Genomic DNA, 23,966 nt, shown 5'->3' on the forward strand with positions numbered 1-23,966 from the left:
CCAAACCTATCGGGATCCGCCGGTGCGTCCCCGCGCCGATCCGGTCATCGAGGGCGTACGACACCGTATGGTCACGGTCGACGGCAGGCGCTCGACACGGACCGGGTCGGACCTGTGACAATGCCGGGAGAAAGTTTGCTGCGCCGTGGCGGCGATTCGAGGGGACTGTCCCCTCGACGCCGGGAGAACGAGGATGGGCACATGAGCGACTGGACTGCCTTCGGACGGGTGGACGAGGACGGCACCGTCTACGTCAAGACGACCGAGGGCGAGCGGGTGGTCGGATCCTGGCAGGCGGGCGCACCGGAGGAAGGGCTCGCCCACTTCGCCCGGCGCTACGCCGATCTGGTGACCGAGGTCGACCTGACCGAGGCCCGGCTCAACTCGGGCGCGGCTGATGCCGGCCACTCCCTGACCACGATCCGGCGGATCCGCGGTTCGCTGGCCGAGGCGCACGTGGTCGGTGACCTCGACGCGCTGGCCGCCCGGCTGGACAAGCTCGCCGTCGTCGCCGAGGAGAAGGCCGGCGAGGCCAAGGCGGCCCGCGAGGCCGCCCGCGGTGAGGCGCTGGCGCGCAAGACCGCCCTGGTCGAGGAGGCCGAGAAGCTGGCGGCCGAGTCGACCGGCTGGAAGACCGCCGGGGACCGGCTCAAGGAGATCCTCGACGAGTGGAAGACCATCCGCGGCGTCGACAAGAAGACCGACGGTGAGCTGTGGAAGCGGTTCGCCGCCGCGCGGGACGGCTTCACCCGCCGCCGGGGCGCCCACTTCGCCTCCCTGGACCAGCAGCGCAAGCAGGCGCAGACGGTCAAGGAGGAGCTGGTCGCCGAGGCGGAGAAGCTCAAGGACTCCACCGACTGGGGCGTCACCGCCGGGCAGCTCAAGGACCTGATGGCCCAGTGGAAGGCCGCGCCGCGCGCCGCCAAGGAGGCCGAGCAGAAGCTCTGGGAACGGTTCCGGGCCGCGCAGGACGAGTTCTTCAGCCGGCGCAGCGAGGTCTTCTCGGCACGCGACAACGAGCAGCGCGCCAACCTGGAGCGCAAGCAGGCGCTGCTGGCCGAGGCCGAGGCGCTCGACGTCGACGCCGACCCGAAGGGCGCCCAGGCGAAGCTGCGGGAGATCCAGGCGCAGTGGCACGAGGCCGGTCGCGTGCCCCGCGAGGCCGCGTCCGGGCTGGAGCGCCGGCTGCGGGCCGTGGACGACAAGGTCCGCGAGGTGATGGACTCGGCGTGGCGGCGTACCTCCAAGGAGGACAACCCGCTGCTGGCGCAGATGCGCGCCCAGGTCGCCGAGGCCGAGGACCGGCTGGCCCGGGCCCAGGCCGCCGGTGACGCCCGCCGGATCAAGGAGGCCGAGCAGGCGCTCGCGTCGAAGCGGCAGTTCCTCCAGCTCGCCGAGCAGGCCGGCTGACGCACGCACCCCCGCCGGGCAGGCCGGCGGACAAACACATCGGGTGAGCCCCCGGCCGTTCCGGCCCGGGGGCTCACCTGCGTCCGGGCCGGGTTGACGCATCGAGGCGGGCTGATCAGAATGAGCGGCGGAGCCAGGTTCAGGCACCGGCACGAGGGCACCGACGGCTGATCTCGCCGTCGACGGTCGCCGGTGCGACATCTCGCGGTTGGCCGTCCACACGACACGGCCCGGCGCGCGCTGCGCGCGTACTCGATGACGAGCGGGACGTGCCTCCTGGTCCTGCCGCCCGCGGCGCCTGCGCGGCGCGGGCATCCGAAGTGGAGCTCCCATGCACCGACGCACCGCCCTCGGCGGCGCCCTGACGGCGCTCGCCACCGCTGCGGCCGGCGTTCTCGTCGCCGCCGCCGTCTCCACCACACCGGCCGCCGCGGCGGCCGGTGGCACCGGCACCGGTTACCTGCACACCAGCGGCAACAAGATCGTCGACAGTACCGGCGCGACAGTCCGGCTGACCGGCATCAACTGGTTCGGGATGGAGACCGACAACAAGACGTTCCACGGGCTGTGGTCGAGCAACCCGTGGCGCGGCCAGCTCGACACCATGGCCCGGCTGGGCTACAACACGCTGCGGATTCCGTACTCGAACGACGCGCTCAAGTCCGGCGCGACAGCCACCGGCATCAACGACTTCGTCAACCCGGACCTGATCGGGCTCTCCCCGCTGCAGATCCTCGACAAGGTCATCGACTACGCGGGCAGCAAGGGGATGCGGGTCATCCTGGACCGGCACCGGCCCACGTCGGCCGGGCAGTCGCCGCTCTGGTACACCTCGACCGTCTCCGAGGCGACCTGGATCAACGACTGGAAGATGCTGGCCCAGCGGTACGCCGGCAACACCACAGTGATCGGCGCGGACCTGCACAACGAGCCGCACGCCGAGGGCACCAACCCGGCCGCCACCGGCGCCTGCTGGGGCTGCGGCGACACCGCCCGGGACTGGCGGCTGGCCGCCGAGCGGGCCGGCAACGCGATCCTCGGCGTGCAGCCGAACTGGCTGATCTTCGTGGAGGGGGTGAGCTGCCCGAGCGGCGGCCTGTCGAACGTCTGGGACAACGACCCCAGCAACGACGAGGACTGCGGCTGGTGGGGCGGCAACCTGTCCAAGGCCGGGCAGTTCCCGGTCCGGCTGAACGTGGCGAACCGGCTGGTCTACTCGCCGCACGAGTACGCCACGTCGGTCTACCGGCAGGCCTGGTTCGACGACCCGACGTACCCGGCGAACATGCCGGCCATCTGGGACAAGTACTGGGGTTACCTGTACAAGCAGAACATCGCGCCGATCATGATGGGTGAGTTCGGCACCACGCTGCAGGACCCCAAGGACAAGATCTGGCTGCAGAACCTGATGGCGTACACCGGCACCGGCGTGAACGGCATGTCGTTCACGTACTGGTCGTGGAACCCGAACTCCGGTGACACCGGCGGCATCGCCAACGACGACTGGACCACTATCAACCAGCCGAAGCAGGACATCCTCACGCCGTACCTGATCCCGCCGACCGGTGGTGGCGGCACCACCAGCCCGTCCCCGACCGGCACGCCGAACACGTCACCGGCGCCGACCACCCCGCCGCCTCCGGTGACCGGTGGCTGCACCGCCACCTACAAGCAGATCAACTCCTGGGCGGGCGGCTTCCAGGGTGAGCTGACGGTCAAGAACACCGGCACCGCCGCGGTGAACCCGTGGTCGGCCACCTGGACCTGGCCGTCCGGGGTGACGCTGGCGAGCGGCTGGAACGCCACTGTCACGCAGTCCGGCACCACTGTGACTGCCGCCGCGCCGGGCTGGGCGTCGTCGCTGGCGCCGGGCGCGTCGGTCACCGTCGGCTTCACCGCCAACGGCACCGCCGCCGCCCCCGCCACGGTCAAGCTCAACGGCACCGCCTGCTGACCGTGCAAGGAAGGGCCCCTTATTAACGCCTGCGGTAGAGGAAGGGCCCCCTTTTAACACCGAGTGTTAAAAGGGGGCCCTTCCTTGCATCCGGTCAGTGGGCGGCGCAGCCGCCGGTGGGGGCGGGCGCCGCGGCCGGCGCGCCGATCGTCGGCAGTCCGAGCAGCACCCCGGGCGTACGCGGAACCTGTCCCGCCTCGGCCGCGTCACCGGCCCGGGTACGCCGGTGTGCCAGCGGCGCACCGTCGGCGTTCAGGTGGTGCGGTGCGGCGTACGTGACGACTGTGTGCACGATGTCGCCGGGGCGGATCTGCCCGGCCAGCTCACCGGTGGCGAAGTGCACGAGCCGGCCGTCGCGGGCACGGCCGGACATCCGGCCGGTGCGCTCGTCCTTGCGGCCCTCGCCGACCGCCACCAGCACCTCGACGGTCTCCCCGACCAGCTTCTTGTTCTCCGCCCAGGTGATCTCCTCGACGCAGGCGATCAGCCGCTCGTAGCGCTCCTGCACGACCTGCTTGGGCAGCTGCCCGTCCATCGTGGCGGCCGGGGTGCCGGGGCGCTTGGAGTACTGGAACGTGAACGCCGAGGAGAACCGCGCCTCCCGGACCACGTCGAGCGTGCGGGCGAAGTCGGCCTCGGTCTCGCCGGGGAAGCCGACGATGATGTCGGTGGTGATCGCCGCGTCCGGCATCGCCGCCCGGACCTTCTCGATGATCCCCAGGTACTTCTCCGACCGGTACGAGCGGCGCATCGCCCGCAGCACGTCGTCCGAGCCGGACTGCAGCGGCATGTGCAGCGAGTGGCAGACGTTCGGCGTCTCGGCCATCGCGGCGATCACGTCGTCGGTGAAGTCCTTCGGGTGCGGGCTGGTGAACCGCACCCGCTCCAGCCCGTCGATGTCGCCGCAGGCGCGCAGCAGCTTGCCGAAGGCGTACCGGTCGCCGAACTCGACGCCGTACGAGTTGACGTTCTGCCCGAGCAGCGTCACCTCCAGCACGCCGGCGTCGGCGAGCGCGCGCACCTCGGCGAGGACGTCGCCGGGGCGGCGGTCCTTCTCCTTGCCGCGCAGGGAGGGCACGATGCAGAACGTGCAGGTGTTGTTGCAGCCGACGGAGATCGAGACCCACCCGGCGTACGTCGACTCGCGCCGGGTCGGCAGCGTGGAGGGGAAGACCTCCAGCGACTCCAGGATCTCCACCTCGGCCGCGGTGTTGTGCCGCGCCCGGTCCAGCAGCGCCGGCAGCGAGCCGATGTTGTGCGTGCCGAAGACGACGTCCACCCAGGGCGCCTTGCGGACGATGTCGCCCCGGTCCTTCTGGGCCAGGCAGCCGCCGACGGCGATCTGCATCCCGGGGTGCTTGGCCTTCACGGGGCGCAGATGACCCAGGTTGCCGTAGAGCCGGTTGTCGGCGTTCTCCCGGACCGCGCAGGTGTTGAACACCACCACGTCGGGCTGCTCGTCGGCCTCGGCGGCGCGCACGTACCCGGCGTCCTCGAGGAGGCCGGAGATGCGCTCGGAGTCGTGCACGTTCATCTGGCAGCCGTACGTACGCACCTGGTAGGTGCGCGGGCTGCCCGCGGCTGCGGTAGTCATGACCCGGACAGCGTATCCGGGTGGAGCTGATCGGATCGAACGAGGAGGAGCCGTGTGCCGGAGCATCAAGACCCTGCGTGAGCCGTACGTCCCGGTGGTGACCGAGGAGGACATCCGCGCCGCCGCGTTGCAGTACGTCCGGAAGATCTCCGGATTCCGTACCCCGGCGGCGCACAACGCGGCCGCGTTCGACGCCGCGGTGGACGCCGTGGCCGCCGCCACCGCGACGCTGCTCGACCAGCTCGTGGTGCGGGGCCAGCAGCCGGCGACCCGGGACTGAGCCCGGGGCCGCCACGGCTCGCCGCCGGGCGGGGGCACGGCGGCGAGCGCCGGTCACCGCCTCCGGCCGGCGCTCGCGGTCAGGCGGCGGCGAGCGCCGGGGCGACCGTGTCGGGGGCCCAGCGGGAGCGGTGGCACTGCGACCAGCCCCGGCAGCGCGGGTCGGCCTGCGTGCAGAGCCGGTGGTGGCTGAGCACCTCGCCGTCGTCGGTGTCGGCCACGTCGAAGTGCACCGGGCGGATCGTGCCGTCCGGCGCGAACAGCAGGTGCCGGCCGGCGTCGAGGGTGTCGTCGCGCATCAGGCAGTTGCGGCCCAGCAGCCGGGCCAGCGCCGCGAGCGCGGGCAGCTCGGCCAGGCTCTCGGGCACGCCGTAACAGTCGACCACGGTGCCGTACAGCCCGGGCGCCTCCCACACGTCGCAGACCACCGCGTACGCGGGGAGCCGCATCGGGTCGGCGACGGCCATGGGCATCACCACCCGGCCGAGCGCCTCGGCCAGTGCCGGGTAGACCTCCACCGGCTCGCCGCCGTCGATTCTCCAGTTCCACAGCTCGGTCATGCCGCCTCCTCGCCGCGCTCGTTTCCACCGGCCTCCGGATCGGGCCCTACTGACGATGGTGGGGGGCATTTGCCCTCAGCCGGGCGCAAGTTACCGGTCTGTGACCATTCCGGGCAAAATTCCCTCGGGCGACGTTGCCCAGAGTAGCTGGAAGATGACAGTTTATCGGGTACGGTGCCGTGTTCGCGTTCCCGCCGCGCCCACCGGCGCGTTCAGCGAACCCGGATCAGGTGCTCCGAGGCCGGCAGCAATTCACCGATGACGGTCCCACCGGGCACCTCACCGGCGACCAGCAGGCCGCCCGAGGTCTGCGCGTCGGCCAGCAGCAGCCGCTCTCCCTCGTCCGCGTCGCCGAAGTCCGTCCACGGGTTGACCCAGTCCAGGTTGCGCCGGGTGCCGCCGCTGACGTACCCGTCGCGCATCGCCTCCCGCGCGCCCGGCAGGTACGGCACCGCCGCCGCGTCGATCGCCACCGTGAGGCGGCTCGCGCGGGCCAGCTTCGAGGCGTGCCCGAGCAGGCCGAAACCGGTCACGTCGGTGCCGCAGCGGATGCCGGCGGCCACCGCCGCGCGGGCCGCGTCCCGGTTGAGCCGGGCCATCGACTCGACCGCCTCGGGAAAACGCTGGCCGGTCTGCTTGTGCCGGGTGTTGAGCACGCCCACGCCGAGCGGCTTGGTCAGCGACAGCGGCAGCCCGGCCCGCCCGGCGTCCAGCGTGATCAGCTCCTCCGGCCGGACCACGCCGGTGACCGCCAGGCCGTACTTCGGGCCGTCGTCGTCCACGCTGTGCCCGCCGGCCAGGTGGCAGTTCGCCTCCCGGGCCACGTCCAGACCGCCGCGCAGCACCTCCCGGGCCATCTCCGGCGGCAGCACGCCGCGCGGCCAGCAGAGCAGGTTCAACGCGACAAGCGGGGTGCCGCCCATCGCGTACACGTCGGAGAGCGCGTTGGCGGCGGCGATGCGCCCCCAGTCGTAGGCGTCGTCGACCACCGGGGTGAAGAAGTCGGCGGTGCTCACCAGGCCCGTACGCTCGTCCAGCCGGACCACCGCGGCGTCGTCGCCGTTCTCCAGGCCGACCAGCAGGTCGGCCGAGCCGCCGGTCGCGCCGAGGCCGGCGACCATCGCCTCCAGCTCGCCCGGAGGGATCTTGCAGGCGCAGCCGCCACCGCGGGCGTAGTCGGTCAGCCGGATCGCGTCGGTCATCACCTCATGATCTCTGGCCAGCGCCTTCGGCGCCACTCGGCCCACCCGGACGGCGACAAAATTCGGACGTGCCGGTATGCAGGTGACCGGTGTTACCGCTCCGTGACCATCTGAGTTGCGTACTGCCACATCACCCCGCCTACAGTTGCCCAACCGGGGGTCGATCGACCCCCAATTCCGGCATGGACGACAGGGACGGTGGACGACGTGACGACGGGCGACCCGCTGATCGTGCTCGACGGGGTCAACAAGTGGTTCGGGCCGCTGCACGTGCTCGACGACGTGTCCCTCTCCGTCGGCCGGGGCGAGGTGGTCGTGGTGATCGGCCCGTCCGGCTCCGGCAAGTCGACGCTGTGCCGCACGATCAACCGGCTGGAGCCCATCGACAAGGGCACCATCACGTTCGACGGGCAGCCGCTGCCGGCCGAGGGCAAGCCCCTGGCCAAGCTGCGCAGCGAGGTCGGCATGGTCTTCCAGTCGTTCAACCTCTTCGCCCACAAGACCATCCTGGAGAACGTCACGCTGGGGCCGGTCAAGGTGCGCAAGGAGAAGCCGGCCGCCGCCCGCGAGCGCGGCCTGGCGCTGCTCGACCGCGTCGGCATCGCCAACCAGGCGGACAAGTACCCGGCGCAGCTCTCCGGCGGTCAGCAGCAGCGGGCGGCGATCGCCCGCGCGCTGGCCATGCAGCCCAAGGCGATGCTCTTCGACGAGCCGACCAGCGCGCTGGACCCGGAGATGGTCGGCGAGGTGCTGGACGTGATGACGTCCCTGGCGAGCGAGGGCATGACCATGGTCGTGGTGACCCACGAGATGGGTTTCGCCCGGCACGCCGCCAACCGGGTGGTCTTCATGGCCGACGGGCAACTGGTCGAGGACGCGCCGCCGGCCGAGTTCTTCGCGAACCCGCGCAGCGAGCGGGCCAAGGACTTCCTCTCCAAGATCCTCACTCACTGAGCGTCCGTAGTTGGAGTCGTCCCGGCGGCTCCGTCGAAGAAGGAGATTGAGTATGCGTTACAAGCGCGTGGCGGCGGTTGCCGCGGCGGCGACTCTGGCGCTCGGCCTGTCCGCCTGCGGTGGCGACAGCGACGACGAGGGCACCGGCGCCGGCAGCAAGGACTTCGCGGCCGGCAGCACCATGGAGCGGCTGAGCAAGGCCCAGAAGATCAAGGTCGGCACCAAGTTCGACCAGCCGGGCTTCGGCCAGAAGGGCCTGTCGGGCAAGCCGGAGGGCTTCGACGTCGAGGTCGCCAAGCTGATCGTGAAGGCACTCGGCATCCCCGAGGACAAGATCGAGTACGTCGAGACGCCGTCGAAGGTCCGCGAGGACGTCATCGTGAACGGCACCGTCGACCTGGTCGCGGCCACCTACACGATCAACGACAAGCGCAAGGAGCGCATCGCCTTCGCCGGGCCGTACTACGAGGCCGGCCAGAACATCATGGTCCGCAAGGACGAGGCGGCCATCACCGGCCCCGACTCGTTCAAGGACGGCACCAAGAAGGTCTGCTCGGTCACCGGCTCCACCCCGGCCGAGGAGATCAAGAAGTACGTCAAGGACGTCGGCACCCAGCTGGTGCTCTTCGACACCTACGACAAGTGCCGCGACGCCCTGAAGGGCAAGCAGGTCGACGCCGTCACCACCGACAACGTCATCCTGCTCGGCTACATCGCCAAGGACGAGGCGTCCTTCAAGATGGCCGGCGACAACTTCACCAAGGAGCCCTACGGCATCGGTGTCAAGAAGGAGGACACCGACTTCCGTAACTTCATCAACGACACGCTCGACAAGGCGTTCCAGGACGGCAGCTGGAAGAAGGCGTGGGACGACACCGCCGGCAAGTTCGGCGCCACCCTGGGCGACCCGCCCGCCGTCAACCGCTACTGATCCGCTAGATCCGGAGGGTGGGGAGGAAACCGACCCGTGAATGTGCTCATCGACAAGTTCGACGTCTTCGCGGGCGGGTTCTGGCTCACCCTCCAGATCTGCTTTCTCGCCGCGATCGGCGCCCTGATCCTGGGCGCCGTCGTGGCGGTGCTGCGGATCTCGCCGGTGCCGCCGCTGCGCGCGGTCGGCACCACGTACGTGAACATCTTCCGTAACCTGCCGCTGACAGTGGTGCTGTTCTTCGCCGCGTTCGGCCTGCCGGCGCTGGGCTCCAACGCCGACTTCCTGCGTATCCCGGGCCTGGATTCGATCTTCAGCCGGCTCGGCACCGACCTGCCCTACTTCCGGTTCGGCCTGATCGCGCTGGTCCTCTACACCGCCGCGTTCGTCTGCGAGGCCCTGCGCTCCGGCGTGAACGCGGTGCCGCCCGGGCAGGCCGAGGCGGCGCGTTCGCTGGGCCTCACCTTCGGCCAGAACCTGCGGCACGTCGTGCTCCCGCAGTCCTGGAAGGCCTCGGTGGTGCCGCTCGGCTCGGTCATCATCGCGATGATCAAGAACTCCGCGCTCGTCGGTTTCTTCGGCGTGGTCGGTGACCTCTCGCAGACCGCCGATCAGCTCACCTCCGCCGGCGGCTACCCCTTCATTCCGGTGGCGATCGGCATCTCCGTCGGATACCTGATCATGACGGTCCCGCTCGGCGCCCTGCTGGACCGGATCGAGAAGCGACAGGCGGTGGCCCGATGAGCCAGCAGACCAGCGTCCTCTACGACGTTCCCGGGCCGCGCCAGCGACGCGTCACGCTCATCAGCAGCCTGGTCGCCGTCGTGGTGGTGCTGGCCGGCGCCTACCTGTTCATCTACCGGCCGCTTGCTGACAAAGGCCAATTCTCGATGGAGCTGTGGGGGCCGCTGGTCGACCCCTCGAACGAGAACTTCCCGCTCGTCTGGGACCGGATCGGGTACGGCCTCAAGAACACCCTGATCGCCGCCGCGCTGGCCATCGTCTCGTCGCTCGTCGTCGGCACCCTGCTCGCCGTCCTGCGGATCCAGCTCAAGAGCCTGACCCGGCGGCGCTTCACCGGAGCCGCCGCACCGGTGGCGTACCTGCTGCGCGGGCTGAGCTGGGTGCTGGCCGCCGTGACCCGGGTCTGCGTCGAGGTGTTCCGCGGCCTGCCGGTCGTCATCACCATCTTCTTCGTGGCGCGCGGCTTCCCCGAGTTCGGCGCCTCGTTCGACAACCTCTGGTACCTCGTCATCGGCCTGACCATCTACAACTCCGTGGTCATCGCCGAGATCCTGCGCTCGGGCATGGAGGGCCTGCCCTCCGGGCAGGCCGAGGCGGCCTCGGCGATCGGGCTCTCCCCGTTCCAGACCACCGGGCTGATCCTGCTGCCGCAGGCCTTCCGGATCATGCTCCCGGCGCTGATCAGCCAGCTCGTGGTGGTGCTCAAGGACACCTCGCTGGGCTTCATCATCAGCTACGAGGAGACGCTCAACATCGGCAAGCAGATCATCGGCGTCCTGGGCAACCCGATCCAGGTGTACGTGGTGATCGCCGTGCTGTTCATCGCCATCAACTACTCGCTGTCGAAGCTGGCCCAGTACGTCCAGCACCGGCTCTCCCAGGGCCGCAAGAGCGCCGGCACCCCGGCGCCGGCCCCGCCACCGGCCGCGCTCACCTCGCAGGCCGAGGGTGCCGGCGGCGTCTGACCCGCCACACGTGAAAGGGCTGGCCGTGAACGGCCAGCCCTTTCGTGTTCCCCGGTCTAGCGGGCGATCTCGGTGACCCGGGACTCGCGCACCACAGTCACCCGGATCTGACCCGGATAGGTCAGCTCCTCCTCGATCTGCTTGGCCACGTCCCGCGCCAGCACCGCCGCGCCGATGTCGTCCACGTCGTCGGGCTTGACCATCACCCGGATCTCCCGGCCCGCCTGCATGGCGAAGACCTTTTCCACGCCCAGCTTGCCGGCCGCGATCTCCTCGATCCGCTCCAGCCGCTTCACGTACGCCTCGAGGCTCTCCCGCCGCGCGCCCGGCCGCCCGCCCGAGCAGGCGTCCGACGCCTGCGTCAGCACCGCCTCGATGGTCTGCGGCGGCACCTCGTTGTGGTGCGCCTCGATGGCGTGCACCACGTCCTCGCTCTCGCCGTACTTGCGGGCCACGTCCGCGCCGATGATCGCGTGGCTGCCCTCCACCTCGTGGGTGAGCGCCTTGCCGATGTCGTGCAGGAACGCGCACCGCTTGATCGTCGGCACGTCCAGCCGCAGCTCGGCCGCCATCACGCCGGCGATGTGCGCGGTCTCCACCAGGTGCTTGAGCACGTTCTGCCCGTACGAGGTGCGGTAGCGCAACCGGCCCAGCAGCGTCACCAGTTCCGGGTGGATCTCGGTGATGCCGACCTCGACCAGCGCGTCCTCGGCGGCCCGGTGGCACAGCTCCTCCACCTCCTGCCGGGCCAGGTCGTAGACCTCCTCGATCCGGTGCGGGTGGATCCGGCCGTCCAGGACCAGCTTCTCCAGCGTGACCCGGCCGACCTCCCGGCGTACCGGGTCGAAGCAGGACAGCAGCACTGCCTCGGGCGTGTCGTCGATGATCAGGTTGACGCCGGTGACCGACTCGAAGGCGCGGATGTTGCGCCCCTCCCGGCCGATGATGCGCCCCTTCATCTCGTCACCGGGCAGGTGCAGCACGCTGACCACGCTCTCCGCGGTCTGCTCGCTGGCGACCCGCTGGATGGCGTCCACCACGATGTTGCGGGCGCGCTGCTCGGCGCTGCCCCGCGCGTCCGCCTCGATCTCCCGGACCAGCAGCGCGGCCTCCCGCTTCGCCTGCCCCTCGATCGACTCGACAAGCTCGGCGCGGGCCGCGTCGGCGGTCAGGCCGGCCACCCGCTCCAGCTCCCGGCGGCGCTGCTCCTCCACCTCGGTCAGCGTCCGCTCCCGCTCGGCCAGGGCTGCCTCCCGGGCGGCGAGCGCCGCGGTGGCGGCGGTGAGCTGCCGTTCCCGCTCGGCCAGCCGCTCCACCTCCTCGGTGTGCAGCCGTTCCCGCTCGTCCATCCGGGCGGCCCGGCGTTCCACCTCGGCCGCCTGCTCCCGGGTGGTGGCGGCCAGCACCGCCACCTCACGCTCGCCGCTGCGCCGCGCGGTGGCGCGCAGCTGCTCGGCGTCCGCCTCGGCCTGCTTGTGCGCGCGCTCCAGCACGGTGTCCGCCTCGGCGCGGGCGTCGTCGAGCACCCGCCGCGCCTCGGCCCGGGCCGCCTTCGCCTCCGCCTTCGCGGCGGCCGCCTCGGCCCGCGCCGCCGCGGCCGCGGACTTCGCCACGTCGATGGTGCTGTTGGCCTCGCTGGCGGCGGTCCGCAGCGCCGCGAGCGACTGCTCCTGCCGGTCCTTCTCCGCGATGAAGGCCGGATCCTCCGGCGCGGGCGCCAGGCTGAGCCGCTTGAGGGTACGCACGCCGAACAGCACGGCGCCGACCACCACCACGACGAGCAGCAGCACCACCACGAGGAGAACGATGTCGAAGGCGCTCATCGAACCGCTCCGCCGGCCCGGCCGGCGTTGCCGGCTCGTCGATACCCGGTGGCCGGGCTGTCGCCCGCCGATGCGGGGTCGGGGCCGTGTGGCAGACCGCCGGTGAACCTGTGCCGCCCCGCCATGGCCGCCTCCCCCTGAACGTCGGCGCCGCAGGACACGCGCGAAGGACACGCGCCTGCGGCTCTGTACGCCCGACCGGAGCGGCTGGTTCTGGGCAGCTTTCCGTCGGCGGTGACCCGCGAGGGGCACCGCTGGCGGCCGGTTGCAGTTGTCGGAGGCTCCGAAAGGTTCCGGAGCTTCCGTCAAGGGCCGGTGTAGCTGGCCAAAGTGATGCTGTTCTGTTACGAGATCTATGTTGTGCGCTTAGCCTGCGCTGGTCGGGCAAAGTGAGCCTGTATGGCGAGGCTAGGTCGCGAGGGGCCGTTCGGTCAAGAAGTCATGATCAAACCACCCGGACGGAGAGAAGTTGCAGCGTCACTCAGTGGTGATCAGATGCCGGACAGGCCCGGACAAACCTCGCCGTCCGGCCCCACCACTCGCCGCTCCCGACCTGCTCAGGCCACCTCCCCCATCGACGCCGCGCACCACTCCCCCGCACGATCATGAGGTTGACGGGCGCGATCATGAAGTTGGCCTGGACAAAACGGACGGGAAGTGCCGTCAACTTCATGATCAACGGGGCAGGGGCGGTCGGGGTGGGTGGGTCAGTGGGTGGGTCAGTGGGTGGGTCAGTGGGGGGCGAGGGTGCGGGCTGTGGTTACCAGGGTGGCGTTGTCGCGGGCCTGGGTGCCGTCGGGCAGCAGCAGCGTGTCCTCCAGGCCGATCCGGGTGTGCAGACCCCGGCGGACCGCCTCGGCGTAGACCGGCCAGGTGGCGGGCCCCTCGCCGTGCAGCAGCACCGGCGGGCGCTGGTCGGGCAGCGCGGCGAGGATCGCCGCCGCGTCGGCGAGCGCCGTCTCGACCTGTTCGTCCATGCACTCGACCAGGACCCGCCCGGTGGGCGCGGACCAGCGGCGCCAGGCGTCGACCGCAGACGGTGTCCACAGGCCCGCCTCGACCATCACGCCACGCTCGTGCAGGGCGGCGGCGACCTGGGCCGCTCCGGGTTCGTGGGCGTTGACCGAGGCGAAGTCGGGCAGCACCGTCCAGGCGCGGACGGCGGCGACCCGCTCGGCCGGGTCCGGGACGATCCAGGCGCCGGTGCTCACGCCCACCGGCAGGCCGGGACGGGAAGCCCGGATGGCGGTGACCGCAGTGGCGATCACCGCCGGGTCGAGCGACTCGGCGCCGGTGTCGTCGCGCGGGTGCACGTGCACCGCCGCCACCCCGGCGGCCGCGCAGCGCACCGCGTCGGCGGCCAGTTCGGCCGGCGTGAGCGGTACGGCGGGGTGCTCGTCCCGCCGCCGGGTGCCGTTGAGACATGCCTTCAGCACGGTGTGCGCCTCCCCTCGGGACGGCGGCCGCGACACCGGCCGCCGGTGGGTCGGTCGGTCGGTCAGTCGACGGCCGGCCGGCGGTCGGTCAGTCGAGCCGGCGGGAGTCGAGATCGTGCTCGGCGTCGGCCATCGCGTCGGCGTCGATGTGCTCGGCGAACTCGGCCGCCTCGGCGCTCTGCGCGGCCAGCGCGTCCTTCACCGCCCGGATCGCCACCCCGGCCGGGTAGCCCTTGCGCGCCAGCATGCCGACCAGACGCCGGAACACCGCGTCCGGCTCACCCCGGGTGCTGCGCAGCTTGCGGTCCACCAGGGCACGGGCGGTCTCCGCCTCGGTCTCCTCGTCCAGGTCGTCCAGGGCAGCGCCGGCCACCTCGCCGTCGACGCCACGCTGGCGCAGCTCGTTGGCGAGCGCCCGGCGGGCCAGCCCACGACCGTTGTGCCGGCTGCTCACCCAGGCACGCGCGAAGGCGGCGTCGTCGACGATGCCCACCTCGTCGTAGCGGTCGAGGACCTGCTCGGCGATCTCCTCGGAGATGCCGCGCCGGGCCAGCGCGCCGGCCAGCTCGGCCCGGGTACGCGGGCGCACCGCGAGCTGCCGCAGACAGATCTCCCGGGCCAGCTCGGCCTCGTCGCGCGGCGGAGCCGGAGCCTCCCCTGCGTCGGACTCCGCCGCGCGATCACGGCGTCCCCGGCGGGGCCGGGGCGTACCTGTGGCGTCGCCCGTACGGGGAGGACTGGCATCCCAGCCCCGGCCCGTACGGGCGCGTCGTCCTGCCACGGGTCAGCGGATCAGAAGTCGACCGGCGGCAGTTCCGGGCCACCGGCGGCGTCACCGGCACCACCGGTGCCGACGCCGAGCTTCTCCAGGATCTTCTTCTCGATCTCGGCCGCCACGTCCGGGTTCTCGCGGAGGAACTCGCGGGCCTTCTCCTTGCCCTGGCCGAGCTGGTCACCGTCGTAGGTGTACCAGGCGCCGGACTTGCGGATGATCGCCTGCTCCACGCCGACGTCGATCAGCGAGCCCTCGCGGGAGATGCCCTTGCCGTACATGATGTCGAACTCGGCCTGCTTGAACGGCGCGGCGACCTTGTTCTTCACGACCTTGACCCGGGTGCGGTTACCGACCACGTCGGTGCCGTCCTTGAGGCTCTCGATGCGGCGCACGTCGAGCCGGACCGAGGCGTAGAACTTCAGCGCCCGACCACCGGTGGTGGTCTCCGGGCTGCCGAACATCACGCCGATCTTCTCGCGGAGCTGGTTGATGAAGATCGCGGTGGTGCCGGTGTTGTTGAGCACACCGGTGATCTTCCGCAGCGCCTGGCTCATCAGCCGGGCCTGGAGGCCGACGTGGCTGTCGCCCATCTCGCCCTCGATCTCGGCGCGCGGCACCAGGGCCGCCACCGAGTCGATCACGATGATGTCGATCGCGCCGGAGCGGACCAGCATGTCGGCGATCTCCAGCGCCTGCTCGCCGGTGTCCGGCTGGGAGACCAGCAGGGCGTCGGTGTCGACGCCGAGGGCCCGCGCGTACTCCGGGTCGAGCGCGTGCTCCGCGTCGATGAACGCGGCGATGCCGCCGGCCCGCTGGGCGTTCGCGACCGCGTGCAGCGCGACGGTGGTCTTACCGCTGGACTCCGGACCGTAGATCTCGACCACCCGGCCGCGCGGCAGACCGCCCACGCCGAGCGCCACGTCGAGCGCGATGGAGCCGGTCGGGATGACAGCCGTCTGCACGACGGGCCGCTCCCCCAGCCTCATCACCGAACCCTTGCCGAACTGCTTGTCGATCTGAGCGAGAGCAAGGTCGAGCGCCTTCTCCCGGTCAGGCCCTGCTGCCATCGTTGCCACCCCTGCCTTCGCCGGCGTCTTTCCTGAGCTTCGCGTCACGCGGGACACGCTAGGCGCTGGGTCCGACAGAAAACCAGCCGACGGGCCGTGAGCTGTGGACGAGCACCCCGCTGTGGACAATAGCCGAACAGGTGTACGACTGGGCAAGCGACACGCGGGATCGATGAAAAGGCTGCTCAGCGTAGTCGGGCGGGCACCCGGTCGGGGTACGCGGCGACCACGGCGCGCCACACCACGTGCGTTTGCTCACCGGCCGCGAGCGCCTGCTCGATGGTCCGCCCACCGAGCTGGGACAGCACCTGGTCCCGGGCGATGCTGGCCGCGTAGCCGGGCCCGAACGCCTCCTCCAGCCGCGTCCAGAAGTCGGTCAGCCGCACGTGTTCAGTCCTCCTCGTCGAGTGGCGCCGGGCCGGGACGGCGCAGCGCCAGCGCCACCAGCGGCACCACGGCGATCGCCGCCAGCAGGGTGAGCGTCGGGTACCCCACGGCCCGCATCACGAACCCGCTCGCCGCCGCCGCGCCCGCCCCGGCCAGCCCCATGAGCAGGTCGGACAGCCCCTGCACACCAGGCCGGTCGGCGGTCGGCACCGACTCCGACAGCAGCGTCGAGCCCGCCACCATCGTGCCCGACCAGCCCAGCCCGAGCAGCGTCAGCCCCACCGACAGCGGCGCCGTGTGGTGCCCGGCAGTGCCGGAGACCGCGCACGCCGCCAGCAGCAGCGCCACCCCACCGAGGATCACCGGCCGGCGGCCCACCCGGTCGGTGAGCCACCCCACCACCGGCGACAGCGCGTACATGCCGGCGATGTGCAGGCTCAGCACCAGGCCGACCACCGGCAGCACGTCCTCGTCGGAATGCCACTCGCCGAGGTGCACCGGGGTCATCGACATGACAGCGACCATCACCAGGTGCCCCACCGCGACAGCGGCGATGCCGAGGCGGGCGGCCGGCCGCCCGCGTACCGTGCGCCACGCGGCGACCATGCCACCGCGGCGGGTGACCGCCGGTGCGGCGCCCGGCGCCGGCTCGGCCGCCGCCAGCCGGCGCGCGGTGAGCAGCGGGTCCGGCCGCAGCAGGACCAGGAGTACGACGGCGGTCAGCGTGAACGCGACGGCGCTGAACGCGAACGGGCCGGACAGCGCCGGCAGGCCCCAGCCCCGGGTGGTGTCGTCGGCGAGCGCGGCGAAGTTCGGCGCGGCCACCGCGCCGATGGTGGTGGCCCACACGACCAGCGAGAGCTGCCGCCCCCGGCGCTGCGGCTCGGCCAGGTCCACCGCCGTGTAGCGGGCCTGGAGGTTGGCCGCCGTGCCGCCACCGAACAGCAGCATGCCGACGAAGAGCAACGGCACCAGGCGCGTCACGGTGGCGACCACCACCAGCACGCCGCCGACCGCGCCGACCGCGTACGCGAGAACCAGGCCCGGTCGCCGGCCACGCGCGGCCATGAGCCGGGTGACCGGGATGGCGAGCAGCGCGGCGCCGACCACCCCGGCGCTCTGCGCGAGCCCGGCCAGGGCGGTGCCGGCGACCCGGGCGGCGAGCAGCGCGCCCACCGAGATGCCGATGGTGACGCCGATGCCGCCGATGATCTGGGTGAGGAACAGCAGCCGGACGGTACGCCGCTGGATGCCGGCGACGTCGGGCCGGGGCGGGGCCGGCGCGGTCAGGTCGGTGGACATGCGCGCTCCTGGTGGGACGGGTGCCCCATCCTCCCGCACCGGCCCGCCCGGCCGGCACCCGGTTCGCTACAGGCCGAGGCCCCGGCCGATGATCTCCTTCATGATCTCGGTGGTGCCGCCGTAGATGGTCTGCACGCGGCTGTCCAGCCACGCCTTCGCCACCGGGTACTCCGCCATGAAGCCGTAGCCGCCGTGCAGCTGCACGCACCGGTCGGCCACCTTGGTCTGCAGCTCGGTGGTCCACCACTTGGCCTTCGCCGCGTCGGTCACCGACAGGCGGCCCGCGTTGAACTCGGCGACGCAGTGGTTGACGAACGTGCGCGCGATGGTGACCTCGGTGTCCAGCTCGGCCAGCAGGAACCGGTTGTGCTGGAACCGGCCGATCGGCCGCCCGAACGCCTCCCGGGAGCGGGCGTACTCGATGGTGAGCGCGAGCAGCTTCTCGCAGGCCGCCACCGCGGCGACGGCGATGCTCAGCCGCTCCCGGGGCAGGTTGGCCATCAGGTGGTAGAAGCCGTGGTTCTCGGTGCCGATCAGGTTCTCCGCCGGCACCCGGCAGTCGTCGAAGAACAGCTCGGCGGTGTCGTTGGCCTTCAGGCCGACCTTGGCCAGCCGGCGGCCCCGGCTGAAGCCCGGCGTGCCGCTCTCCACCACGACCAGGCTCACCCCGTGGGCGCCCTGGTCCGGCGCGGTCTTGACCACCACGACCACCAGATCGGCCATCTCACCGTTTGTGATGAACGTCTTCTGCCCGTTGAGGACCAGGCTGTCGCCGTCACGGACCGCGCTGGTGCGGATGCCGGCCAGGTCGCTGCCCGCGCCCGGCTCGCTCATCGCGATCGCGGTGACCAGGTCGCCGGAGCAGAAGCCCGGCAGCCAGCGCTTGCGCTGGTCGTCGGTGGTCAGCTCGGTCAGGTACGGCGCGACCACGTCGTTGTGCAGCCCGAACCCGAGGCCCGAGCACCCGGACGCGACGATCTCCTCGTCCAGCACCGCGTTGAACCGGAAGTCGCGCTGCCCGCCGCCGCCGTACTCGGGGTCGACGTCGGGGCCGAGCAGCCCGGCCGCGCCGGCGGCCCGCCACACCTCCCGGTCGACGATCCCGTCGGCCTCCCAGCGCTCGTGGTGCGGCACCGCCTCCCGGGTCAGGAACCGGCGGCACAGGTCACGGAACTCGTCGTGGACGGGTTCGTAGAGATGCTGCTCCATGCCGGCAAGTCTGGCACCGCTCACCCGCCCCGGACAGGGGCGAGCGCCGCTCGCAGCCGGCGCTCCCGCCAGCCGGTGCGTACGGCCACCGCCAGCACCACGACCAGGGCGAGCCCGAACCCGGCAGCGGTCGCTTCCCACCCGATGCGGACCGCGAGCACGATCAGCGGGCCGAGCAACACGACGCCACCGGCCGCCCCGAACAGCGCGCCCCGGCGTATCGCGGCGAGGTTGTCCGCCACCGCCGCACGCCCCTCCTCGTCGGCGGGCGGTTCGCCCCGCCGCAGCGCGGTCTCGGCGATCGCCCAGGCGGCGGCCCGCTCCGCCTCGGCGCCGCGTGGTTTCTGAAACCAGTTCACCCCGAAGAACATGAACCCGTAAATCACCGCGCCCAGCCCGGCGCGGACCACCGCGACCTGCACGGACCCGTCCCGCTCCCAGAGCCGGATGGCCAGCCACACGGCTCCGGAGAACGCCATGGAGGTCACGTAGGGGCCGGGAGCGCCGAACCGGAGAAGCTCCACGCGAGGCCGGGGTTCCGCCATGCCGGAGCCGTACCCACACGCACCGTTGGGCAATCCTCTATGGAGGGTGGCGACCGGGCGAAGCGCAGGCCAGGATGGCCGGATGGGCACACTCACGGGGAAACAGGTGGCCGAGGCCGGGCTGGACGGGTGGACGTACCTGCTGGGGGCGTTGCAGACGCGCATCCGTACCCCCGATTTCGCGGCCGGGCTGGCGCTGGTGGCCGCGGTGGGCGCGGAGGCCGAGCGGGTCGATCATCATCCCGATCTGGACCTGCGCTACACCCACGTGGACGTGCGGCTGTGGTCGCACGACGCGGGCGGGGTGACGCAGCGTGACCTGCGGCTGGCCCGGTTCATCTCGGGGCTGGCCGCGGACTCCGGGCTTACCCTCTCGGCCGCCGGGCTGGCCCGGCTGGAGCTCGCGCTCGACACCCCGGAGCACGCGGCGGTGCTGCCGTTCTGGCGGGCGGTGCTGGCGCCTGGCGCGCCGCCCGGCCCGGGCGCCGACGAGGTACGCGACCCGGACGGCGTGCTGCCCACGGTCTGGTTCCAGCGCTCCGGCCGGGACGAGCCCCGGCAGCGGTGGCATCCGGACGTGTGGGTCGACCCGGCCGAAGTGGACGCGCGCATCGCCGCCGCGCTGGCGGCCGGCGGGACGCTGGTCAGCGACGCGGAGGCGCCGAGTTTCTGGGTGCTGGCCGACCCGGACGGCAACCGGGTGTGCCTGTGCACCTGGCAGCAGCGCGCCTGACTCAGCGCAGCGCCTCGGCGGCCACCTTCAGGTCGGCGACCAGGCCCTCGTATGCGACGTCCTGGTTGTCGGCGCGCAGCACCGCCGACGGGTGGATGGTGGCGAGCAGCCGGGCCGCCGGGGCGTCGGCGACCGCGCCCGTCCGGTCCACCGGCACCCGTTCGAAGTCCTCCGGGCGCTGGGCGGCGGCGGGCCAGGGCAGCAGCTCGCCGCGTTGCTTCGTCACCCGGAAGCTCGGGCCGAGCAGCGCCTTGGCGGCGGTGGCGCCGAGCACCACCACGATCTCCGGGCGCAGCCGGGCGAACTCGGCGACCAGCCAGGGCCGGCAGGCGGTGACGTGCACCCGGTCCGGGGTCTGGTGGATGCGCCGCTTGCCGCGCAGCTCGAACCGGAAGTGCTTGACCGCGTTTGTGAGGTAGATCTGGGCGGGGTCGAGCGCCGCGTCGTCGACGGCCTTGCGCAGCAGACGCCCGGCCGGGCCGACGAACGGCAGGCCCTTCTGGTCCTCGATGTCGCCCGGCTGTTCGCCGACGAAGACCACGCGCGCGTGCTCGTCGCCGCGGCCGAAGACGGTCTGGGTGGCGTCCCGGTACAGATCGCAGCCCCTGCAGCCGGTCGCGGCGGCGCGCAGTTCGTCGATGGTGTCCGCCGACGGCGGGATGAACTCCTGCGCTCCGGGCGCGCTCTCGGTCTCGGCCATGCCGATCGTTCTACCCCGTCCGGCGGCGCGCACGCGAGTGGCCCGCCGCGCTCGCCCGGAGGCGTTAACAAGGGGCCCTTCCTATACCGAATGCGTTAAGAAGGGGCCCTTCCTTCCGGCGGTGAGCGCGTCGGCGAGCGCGGGGATGTCGGCCTCGTCCAGCGCGCTCACCGAGACGCGCACGGCGGGGTCGGCCGCGATCCGGTAGAGCCGGCCGGGCGCCACGGCCCATCCGGCGTCGCGCAGCGTCGTGACCGTCACCGTTTCGTCGGGCACCGGCACCCAGACGTTGATCCCGGTACGCCCGTGCGCGGCCACCCCGCGCGCGGCAAGCGCGGCCACCAGCCCGTCGCGCCGCCGGTCGTAGCTGTCCGCCGCGCGCCGTACCAGCCCGGCGGTGGCCGGGTCGCGCCAGAGCGACACGACCAGCCGTTGCAGCACCGTGGACACCCAGCCGGCGCCGACCCGCGCCCGGCCGGCCACCCGGGCCACTGTGGCCTCGTCGCCGGCCAGCACCGCGAGCCGCAGGTCGGGCCCGTAGGGCTTGCTCACCGACCGGACGAAGGCCCACGCCGGTGTCGCCCCGGCGAGCGGATGCAGGGGTACGCGGGCCAGCTCGGCGGCGTGGTCGTCCTCGATCAGCAGCAGGTCGGCGCGGCCGTCCAGCAGTGTCCGCAGCGCGTCGGCCCGGTCGGTGGAGACGGCCGCGCCGGTCGGGTTCTGCGCCCGGCTGGTCACGACGAGCGCCCGGACCCCGGCGGCCAGCGCCGCGCGGACGCCGCCGACTGTGGGGCCGTCGTCGTCCACCGGCACCCCGACGGTACGCAGCCCGAGCGCGGCGATCAGGTCGAGCAGGTTGGCCCAGCCCGGGTCCTCCACCGCGACCGCGTCGCCGGGGCGCAGGTGCGCGGCAAGCAGCCGTTCGATGCCGTCGAGCGCGCCGCCGGTGACTGTGAGCTCGCCGGCCGGGACCCCGTCCGCGGCGAGCCGGTCCGTCGCCAGGGCGGCCAGGTCGGGCAGCACGGCGTCGGTGGCGTACCCGCCGGGGGGTCCGATGTCGGCGGCGAGCGCGGCGAGGTGCGGCCCGAGCGGGGGCAGCAGCCGGGGGTCGGGCTGGCCGGCAGAGACGTCGCGACCGCCGGGCAGCGGTGGGGGCAGCAGCGCGGCGCGGCGGGTGGCCACCGGTGGGCGGGGGCGGACCCGGGTGCCGTGCCGGCCGGCGGTCGCGACCAGGCCACGTTGCCGCAGTTCCTGGTACGCCTTCGCGACGGTGGCCGGGCTGACGCCGAGGTCGGCGGCGAGCGCCCGGACGGCGGGCAGCGCGTCGCCCGGCGCGAGGTCACCGCTGCGGATGCCCGATTCGACGCTGGCCGAAATCGCGGCCGACGTGGACCCGCTGACCTGATAATGTGCTGCCACAGTTTGGCGATTGTACTAGAACAAAGGTGGGATGTCACATGTACCCTCCGACCCCCCGCACCACGGCCAGCCGCGTCCGCGACCGGATGCGCTACGACGCGGCCACCGCGCACGCGCTGCTCGACGAGGCGTACCACTGCGCGCTGTCGTTCACCGTCGACGGCGAGCCGCGCGTCCTGCCGACCCTGCACGTGCGCGTCGGCGACACGCTCTACCTGCACGGCTCCACCGGCAGCCGGCCACTGCTGGCCGCCCGGGGCGAGGCCGGGCTGCCGGTCTGCGTCGCCGTCACCCACCTCGACGGGCTGGTCTACGCGCGGTCGCAGTTCCACCACAGCGCCAACTACCGGTCCGTGGTGGCGCACGGCACCGCCCGGCTGGTCGAGGACACGGACGAGAAGGCGGCGGTGATGACCGCGCTGATCGAGAAGGTGGCCACCGGGCGCTCCGCCGAGAGCCGCCCGCCGAACCGGCGCGAGCTGGCCGAGACCGCGGTGCTGGCGCTGCCGCTGCGGGAAGTGTCGGTACGGGTGCGCACCGGCGGAGTCAACGACGACCCGGCCGACGAGGCGCTGCCGTACTGGGCCGGTGTGGTGCCGCTGCGGCTCACGCCGGGCCGCCCCGAGCCCGCCCCCGGGGTGAGCGCGCCGGTGCCGGCGTACCTGCGGGCGGCCCGCTCGCCGTGGCACGAGCCCGCGGTGCTGCGCGGCGAGCACGTGGTGCTGGAGCCGCTCGACCTCGCCCACGCCGACGAGCTGCACGCCGCCACCGACGACCCGCAGGTGTGGCAGCACCTGGGCGGTACGCGGCCGGCCGACGCCGACGAGATGCGCCGGGTGATCGGCGGCTACCTGGATGCGCAGGAGCGCGGCGAGCAAGTGTGCTGGGCGCAGCGCTGCGCCACCACCGGCGCGGTCATCGGCACCACCTCGTACTACGAGATCGACCCGGTACGCCGGTCGCTGGCGATCGGCTACACCTGGCTGGGCCGCCCCTGGTGGCGTACCGGCGTCAACACCGAGGCGAAGCTGCTGCTGCTGGGCCGCGCCTTCGACGAGCTGGACGCGGTGCGCGTGGTCTGGCACACCGACATCCGCAACGAGCGCTCCCAGCGAGCCATCGAACGGCTCGGCGCGAGCCGGGAGGGCGTGCTGCGGCAGCACAAGCAGCGCGCCGACGGCTCCTGGCGGGACACCGTGCAGTACTCCATGCTCGCGCAGGAGTGGCCGAGCGCACAGGCCAGCCTGCGGGAACGTCTTCGCGCGGCGGCCCCCGTGGCGTCATGATGTCCGGCGTGCTGGGGATCACCGACATCTGGACGTACGTGCTGGGCACCGTGGCGATCGTGCTGCTGCCCGGACCGAACTCGCTCTTCGTGCTGGCCACCGCCGCCCGCCGGGGCGTGGCCACCGGTTACCGGGCCGCCGCCGGGGTGTTCGTCGGCGACGCGGTGCTGATGTTCCTCTCCGCCGCCGGGGTGGCCTCGCTGCTCCAGGCGTACCCGCCGCTCTACCTGGTGATCAAGTACGCCGGCGCGGCGTACCTCGGGTGGCTGGGGCTGGCCATGCTGCGCGGCGCGTGGCGGCGCTGGCGCGACCGCCACGACCCGGCCACGCCGCGCCTGATCGACGAGGTCGAGCCGGCCGGGCCGCAGGAACCGTTCCGGCGGGCGCTGGTGATCAGCCTGCTCAACCCGAAGGCGATCCTGTTCTTCGTCTCGTTCTTCATCCAGTTCGTCGACCCCGGGTACGCCTGGCCGGCGCTGTCGTTCCTGCTGCTCGGGCTGATCGCGCAGGTCGCCAGCGCGCTCTACCTGACCGCGCTGATCTTCACCGGCACGTTCCTGGCGGCCCAGTTCCGGCAGCGCCGTCGGCTGGCCGCGACCGGGACCACGGCGGTGGCGATGCTGTTCCTCGGCTTCAGCCTCAAGCTCGCCGCCGGCTGAGGTGTAAGGAAGGGCCCCTTCTTAACGCCTCC

Annotated in this window: 22 protein-coding genes and 1 pseudogene; 10 read left to right on the plus strand and 13 right to left on the minus strand. The window is 72.3% G+C overall.

Annotation, left to right across the window (positions count from 1 at the left end; genetic code table 11):
* Positions 1–201 precede the first annotated feature (201 nt).
* Both DQE82_RS00585 and DQE82_RS00590 read left to right on the plus strand, forming a co-directional pair.
* Positions 202–1,410, plus strand: a complete 1,209-nt coding sequence (locus tag DQE82_RS00585) for a DUF349 domain-containing protein (protein WP_064447113.1) — start codon at positions 202–204, stop codon at positions 1,408–1,410.
* A 331-nt stretch (positions 1,411–1,741) separates the two neighbouring features.
* Entirely contained in the window at positions 1,742–3,364 is a 1,623-nt protein-coding gene (locus tag DQE82_RS00590) for a cellulase family glycosylhydrolase (protein ID WP_113971757.1), read from the plus strand.
* A gap of 94 nt (positions 3,365–3,458) precedes the next feature.
* On the opposite strand, the gene miaB is transcribed toward DQE82_RS00590, so the two are convergent.
* The gene (gene miaB, locus DQE82_RS00595; protein ID WP_064447112.1) at positions 3,459–4,958 is read right to left on the minus strand and encodes a tRNA (N6-isopentenyl adenosine(37)-C2)-methylthiotransferase MiaB; all 1,500 of its coding nucleotides are present in this window, start codon (positions 4,956–4,958) and stop codon (positions 3,459–3,461) included.
* Between the two features lie 52 nt (positions 4,959–5,010).
* On the opposite strand from miaB, the gene DQE82_RS00600 reads away from it, so the two are divergent.
* Complete coding sequence (locus DQE82_RS00600; RefSeq protein WP_043325723.1) at positions 5,011–5,238, plus strand: DUF2277 family protein; 228 nt, start codon at positions 5,011–5,013, stop codon at positions 5,236–5,238.
* 79 nt (positions 5,239–5,317) lie between these two features.
* On the opposite strand, the gene DQE82_RS00605 is transcribed toward DQE82_RS00600, so the two are convergent.
* Together DQE82_RS00605 and selD are read right to left on the minus strand one after the other, a co-directional pair.
* Complete coding sequence (locus DQE82_RS00605) at positions 5,318–5,797, minus strand: hypothetical protein (protein ID WP_043325725.1); 480 nt, start codon at positions 5,795–5,797, stop codon at positions 5,318–5,320.
* Between the two features lie 212 nt (positions 5,798–6,009).
* A complete protein-coding gene (selD, locus tag DQE82_RS00610; RefSeq protein ID WP_113971758.1) occupies positions 6,010–6,999 on the minus strand; it encodes a selenide, water dikinase SelD in 990 nt (329 codons plus the stop codon).
* 198 nt (positions 7,000–7,197) lie between these two features.
* Between selD and DQE82_RS00615 the strand changes: the two genes are divergently transcribed.
* Genes DQE82_RS00615 through DQE82_RS00630 form a run of 4 tightly spaced genes read left to right on the plus strand, consistent with a single transcriptional unit; the run spans position 7,198 to position 10,593 of the window.
* On the plus strand, positions 7,198–7,953 hold the full coding sequence (locus DQE82_RS00615) for an amino acid ABC transporter ATP-binding protein (RefSeq protein ID WP_030504151.1): 756 nt from the start codon (positions 7,198–7,200) through the stop codon (positions 7,951–7,953).
* 52 nt (positions 7,954–8,005) lie between these two features.
* Positions 8,006–8,884, plus strand: a complete 879-nt coding sequence (locus DQE82_RS00620; RefSeq protein ID WP_043325728.1) for a glutamate ABC transporter substrate-binding protein — start codon at positions 8,006–8,008, stop codon at positions 8,882–8,884.
* Positions 8,885–8,920: 36 nt separating this feature from the next.
* Positions 8,921–9,628 (plus strand): amino acid ABC transporter permease, encoded by a 708-nt coding sequence (locus DQE82_RS00625; protein WP_043325733.1) that lies wholly within the window; start codon positions 8,921–8,923, stop codon positions 9,626–9,628.
* A complete protein-coding gene (locus DQE82_RS00630; RefSeq protein ID WP_043325734.1) occupies positions 9,625–10,593 on the plus strand; it encodes an amino acid ABC transporter permease in 969 nt (322 codons plus the stop codon). Before DQE82_RS00625 ends, DQE82_RS00630 begins: the two co-directional genes overlap by 4 nt.
* Before the next feature lie 56 nt (positions 10,594–10,649).
* On the opposite strand, the gene rny is transcribed toward DQE82_RS00630, so the two are convergent.
* From rny to DQE82_RS00670, 8 genes and pseudogenes are all read right to left on the minus strand, one after another.
* Positions 10,650–12,416: a ribonuclease Y gene (rny, locus tag DQE82_RS00635; protein WP_030504155.1), complete on the minus strand. Its 1,767-nt coding sequence runs from the start codon at positions 12,414–12,416 to the stop codon at positions 10,650–10,652.
* 731 nt (positions 12,417–13,147) lie between these two features.
* Positions 13,148–13,852, minus strand: coding sequence for a 3-keto-5-aminohexanoate cleavage protein (locus DQE82_RS00640; protein ID WP_113972335.1), 705 nt, complete (start codon positions 13,850–13,852; stop codon positions 13,148–13,150).
* A gap of 88 nt (positions 13,853–13,940) precedes the next feature.
* Positions 13,941–14,633, minus strand: coding sequence for a regulatory protein RecX (locus tag DQE82_RS00645; protein ID WP_113971759.1), 693 nt, complete (start codon positions 14,631–14,633; stop codon positions 13,941–13,943).
* An 11-nt stretch (positions 14,634–14,644) separates the two neighbouring features.
* Complete coding sequence (recA, locus tag DQE82_RS00650; RefSeq protein ID WP_013284729.1) at positions 14,645–15,694, minus strand: recombinase RecA; 1,050 nt, start codon at positions 15,692–15,694, stop codon at positions 14,645–14,647.
* Between the two features lie 185 nt (positions 15,695–15,879).
* Positions 15,880–16,080, minus strand: coding sequence for a DUF3046 domain-containing protein (locus DQE82_RS00655; protein WP_030504158.1), 201 nt, complete (start codon positions 16,078–16,080; stop codon positions 15,880–15,882).
* Positions 16,071–17,383 (minus strand): annotated as a pseudogene (locus tag DQE82_RS00660) (MFS transporter). The gene DQE82_RS00655 and the pseudogene DQE82_RS00660 overlap by 10 nt, the downstream one beginning before the upstream one ends.
* A 66-nt stretch (positions 17,384–17,449) precedes the next feature.
* Positions 17,450–18,592, minus strand: coding sequence for an acyl-CoA dehydrogenase family protein (locus DQE82_RS00665; protein ID WP_113971760.1), 1,143 nt, complete (start codon positions 18,590–18,592; stop codon positions 17,450–17,452).
* Between the two features lie 20 nt (positions 18,593–18,612).
* Entirely contained in the window at positions 18,613–19,071 is a 459-nt protein-coding gene (locus DQE82_RS00670; protein WP_147265109.1) for a hypothetical protein, read from the minus strand.
* Between the two features lie 148 nt (positions 19,072–19,219).
* Between DQE82_RS00670 and DQE82_RS00675 the strand changes: the two genes are divergently transcribed.
* Positions 19,220–19,870, plus strand: coding sequence for a 4a-hydroxytetrahydrobiopterin dehydratase (locus DQE82_RS00675; protein ID WP_113971762.1), 651 nt, complete (start codon positions 19,220–19,222; stop codon positions 19,868–19,870).
* A 1-nt stretch (position 19,871) separates the two neighbouring features.
* On the opposite strand, the gene DQE82_RS00680 is transcribed toward DQE82_RS00675, so the two are convergent.
* On the minus strand, positions 19,872–20,570 hold the full coding sequence (locus DQE82_RS00680) for a UdgX family uracil-DNA binding protein (RefSeq protein ID WP_113971763.1): 699 nt from the start codon (positions 20,568–20,570) through the stop codon (positions 19,872–19,874).
* A gap of 81 nt (positions 20,571–20,651) precedes the next feature.
* Entirely contained in the window at positions 20,652–21,989 is a 1,338-nt protein-coding gene (locus tag DQE82_RS00685) for an aminotransferase class I/II-fold pyridoxal phosphate-dependent enzyme (protein ID WP_113971764.1), read from the minus strand.
* A gap of 38 nt (positions 21,990–22,027) precedes the next feature.
* Between DQE82_RS00685 and DQE82_RS00690 the strand changes: the two genes are divergently transcribed.
* Together DQE82_RS00690 and leuE are read left to right on the plus strand one after the other, a co-directional pair.
* Complete coding sequence (locus tag DQE82_RS00690) at positions 22,028–23,275, plus strand: bifunctional pyridoxamine 5'-phosphate oxidase family protein/GNAT family N-acetyltransferase (RefSeq protein WP_113971765.1); 1,248 nt, start codon at positions 22,028–22,030, stop codon at positions 23,273–23,275.
* The gene (gene leuE, locus DQE82_RS00695) at positions 23,272–23,934 is read left to right on the plus strand and encodes a leucine efflux protein LeuE (RefSeq protein WP_113971766.1); all 663 of its coding nucleotides are present in this window, start codon (positions 23,272–23,274) and stop codon (positions 23,932–23,934) included. Before DQE82_RS00690 ends, leuE begins: the two co-directional genes overlap by 4 nt.
* The last annotated feature ends 32 nt before the right edge of the window (positions 23,935–23,966 follow it).

This window comes from Micromonospora sp. LHW51205, assembly GCF_003315815.1.
GTDB classification, from domain to species: Bacteria; Actinomycetota; Actinomycetes; order Mycobacteriales; family Micromonosporaceae; genus Micromonospora; species Micromonospora chalcea.

Bases quoted from the DNA above. Each gene is read 5' to 3' on its own strand.
- DQE82_RS00585 (WP_064447113.1), top strand. From the start codon at position 202: ATGAGCGACTGGACTGCCTTCGGACGGGTGGACGAGGACGGCACCGTC.
- DQE82_RS00590 (WP_113971757.1), top strand. From the start codon at position 1,742: ATGCACCGACGCACCGCCCTCGGCGGCGCCCTGACGGCGCTCGCCACC.
- miaB (WP_064447112.1), bottom strand. From the start codon at position 4,958: ATGACTACCGCAGCCGCGGGCAGCCCGCGCACCTACCAGGTGCGTACG.
- DQE82_RS00605 (WP_043325725.1), bottom strand. From the start codon at position 5,797: ATGACCGAGCTGTGGAACTGGAGAATCGACGGCGGCGAGCCGGTGGAG.
- selD (WP_113971758.1), bottom strand. From the start codon at position 6,999: ATGACCGACGCGATCCGGCTGACCGACTACGCCCGCGGTGGCGGCTGC.
- DQE82_RS00620 (WP_043325728.1), top strand. From the start codon at position 8,006: ATGCGTTACAAGCGCGTGGCGGCGGTTGCCGCGGCGGCGACTCTGGCG.
- DQE82_RS00630 (WP_043325734.1), top strand. From the start codon at position 9,625: ATGAGCCAGCAGACCAGCGTCCTCTACGACGTTCCCGGGCCGCGCCAG.
- rny (WP_030504155.1), bottom strand. From the start codon at position 12,416: ATGAGCGCCTTCGACATCGTTCTCCTCGTGGTGGTGCTGCTGCTCGTC.
- recA (WP_013284729.1), bottom strand. From the start codon at position 15,694: ATGGCAGCAGGGCCTGACCGGGAGAAGGCGCTCGACCTTGCTCTCGCT.
- DQE82_RS00665 (WP_113971760.1), bottom strand. From the start codon at position 18,592: ATGGAGCAGCATCTCTACGAACCCGTCCACGACGAGTTCCGTGACCTG.
- DQE82_RS00670 (WP_147265109.1), bottom strand. From the start codon at position 19,071: ATGGCGTTCTCCGGAGCCGTGTGGCTGGCCATCCGGCTCTGGGAGCGG.
- DQE82_RS00675 (WP_113971762.1), top strand. From the start codon at position 19,220: ATGGGCACACTCACGGGGAAACAGGTGGCCGAGGCCGGGCTGGACGGG.
- DQE82_RS00680 (WP_113971763.1), bottom strand. From the start codon at position 20,570: ATGGCCGAGACCGAGAGCGCGCCCGGAGCGCAGGAGTTCATCCCGCCG.
- DQE82_RS00690 (WP_113971765.1), top strand. From the start codon at position 22,028: ATGTACCCTCCGACCCCCCGCACCACGGCCAGCCGCGTCCGCGACCGG.
- leuE (WP_113971766.1), top strand. From the start codon at position 23,272: ATGATGTCCGGCGTGCTGGGGATCACCGACATCTGGACGTACGTGCTG.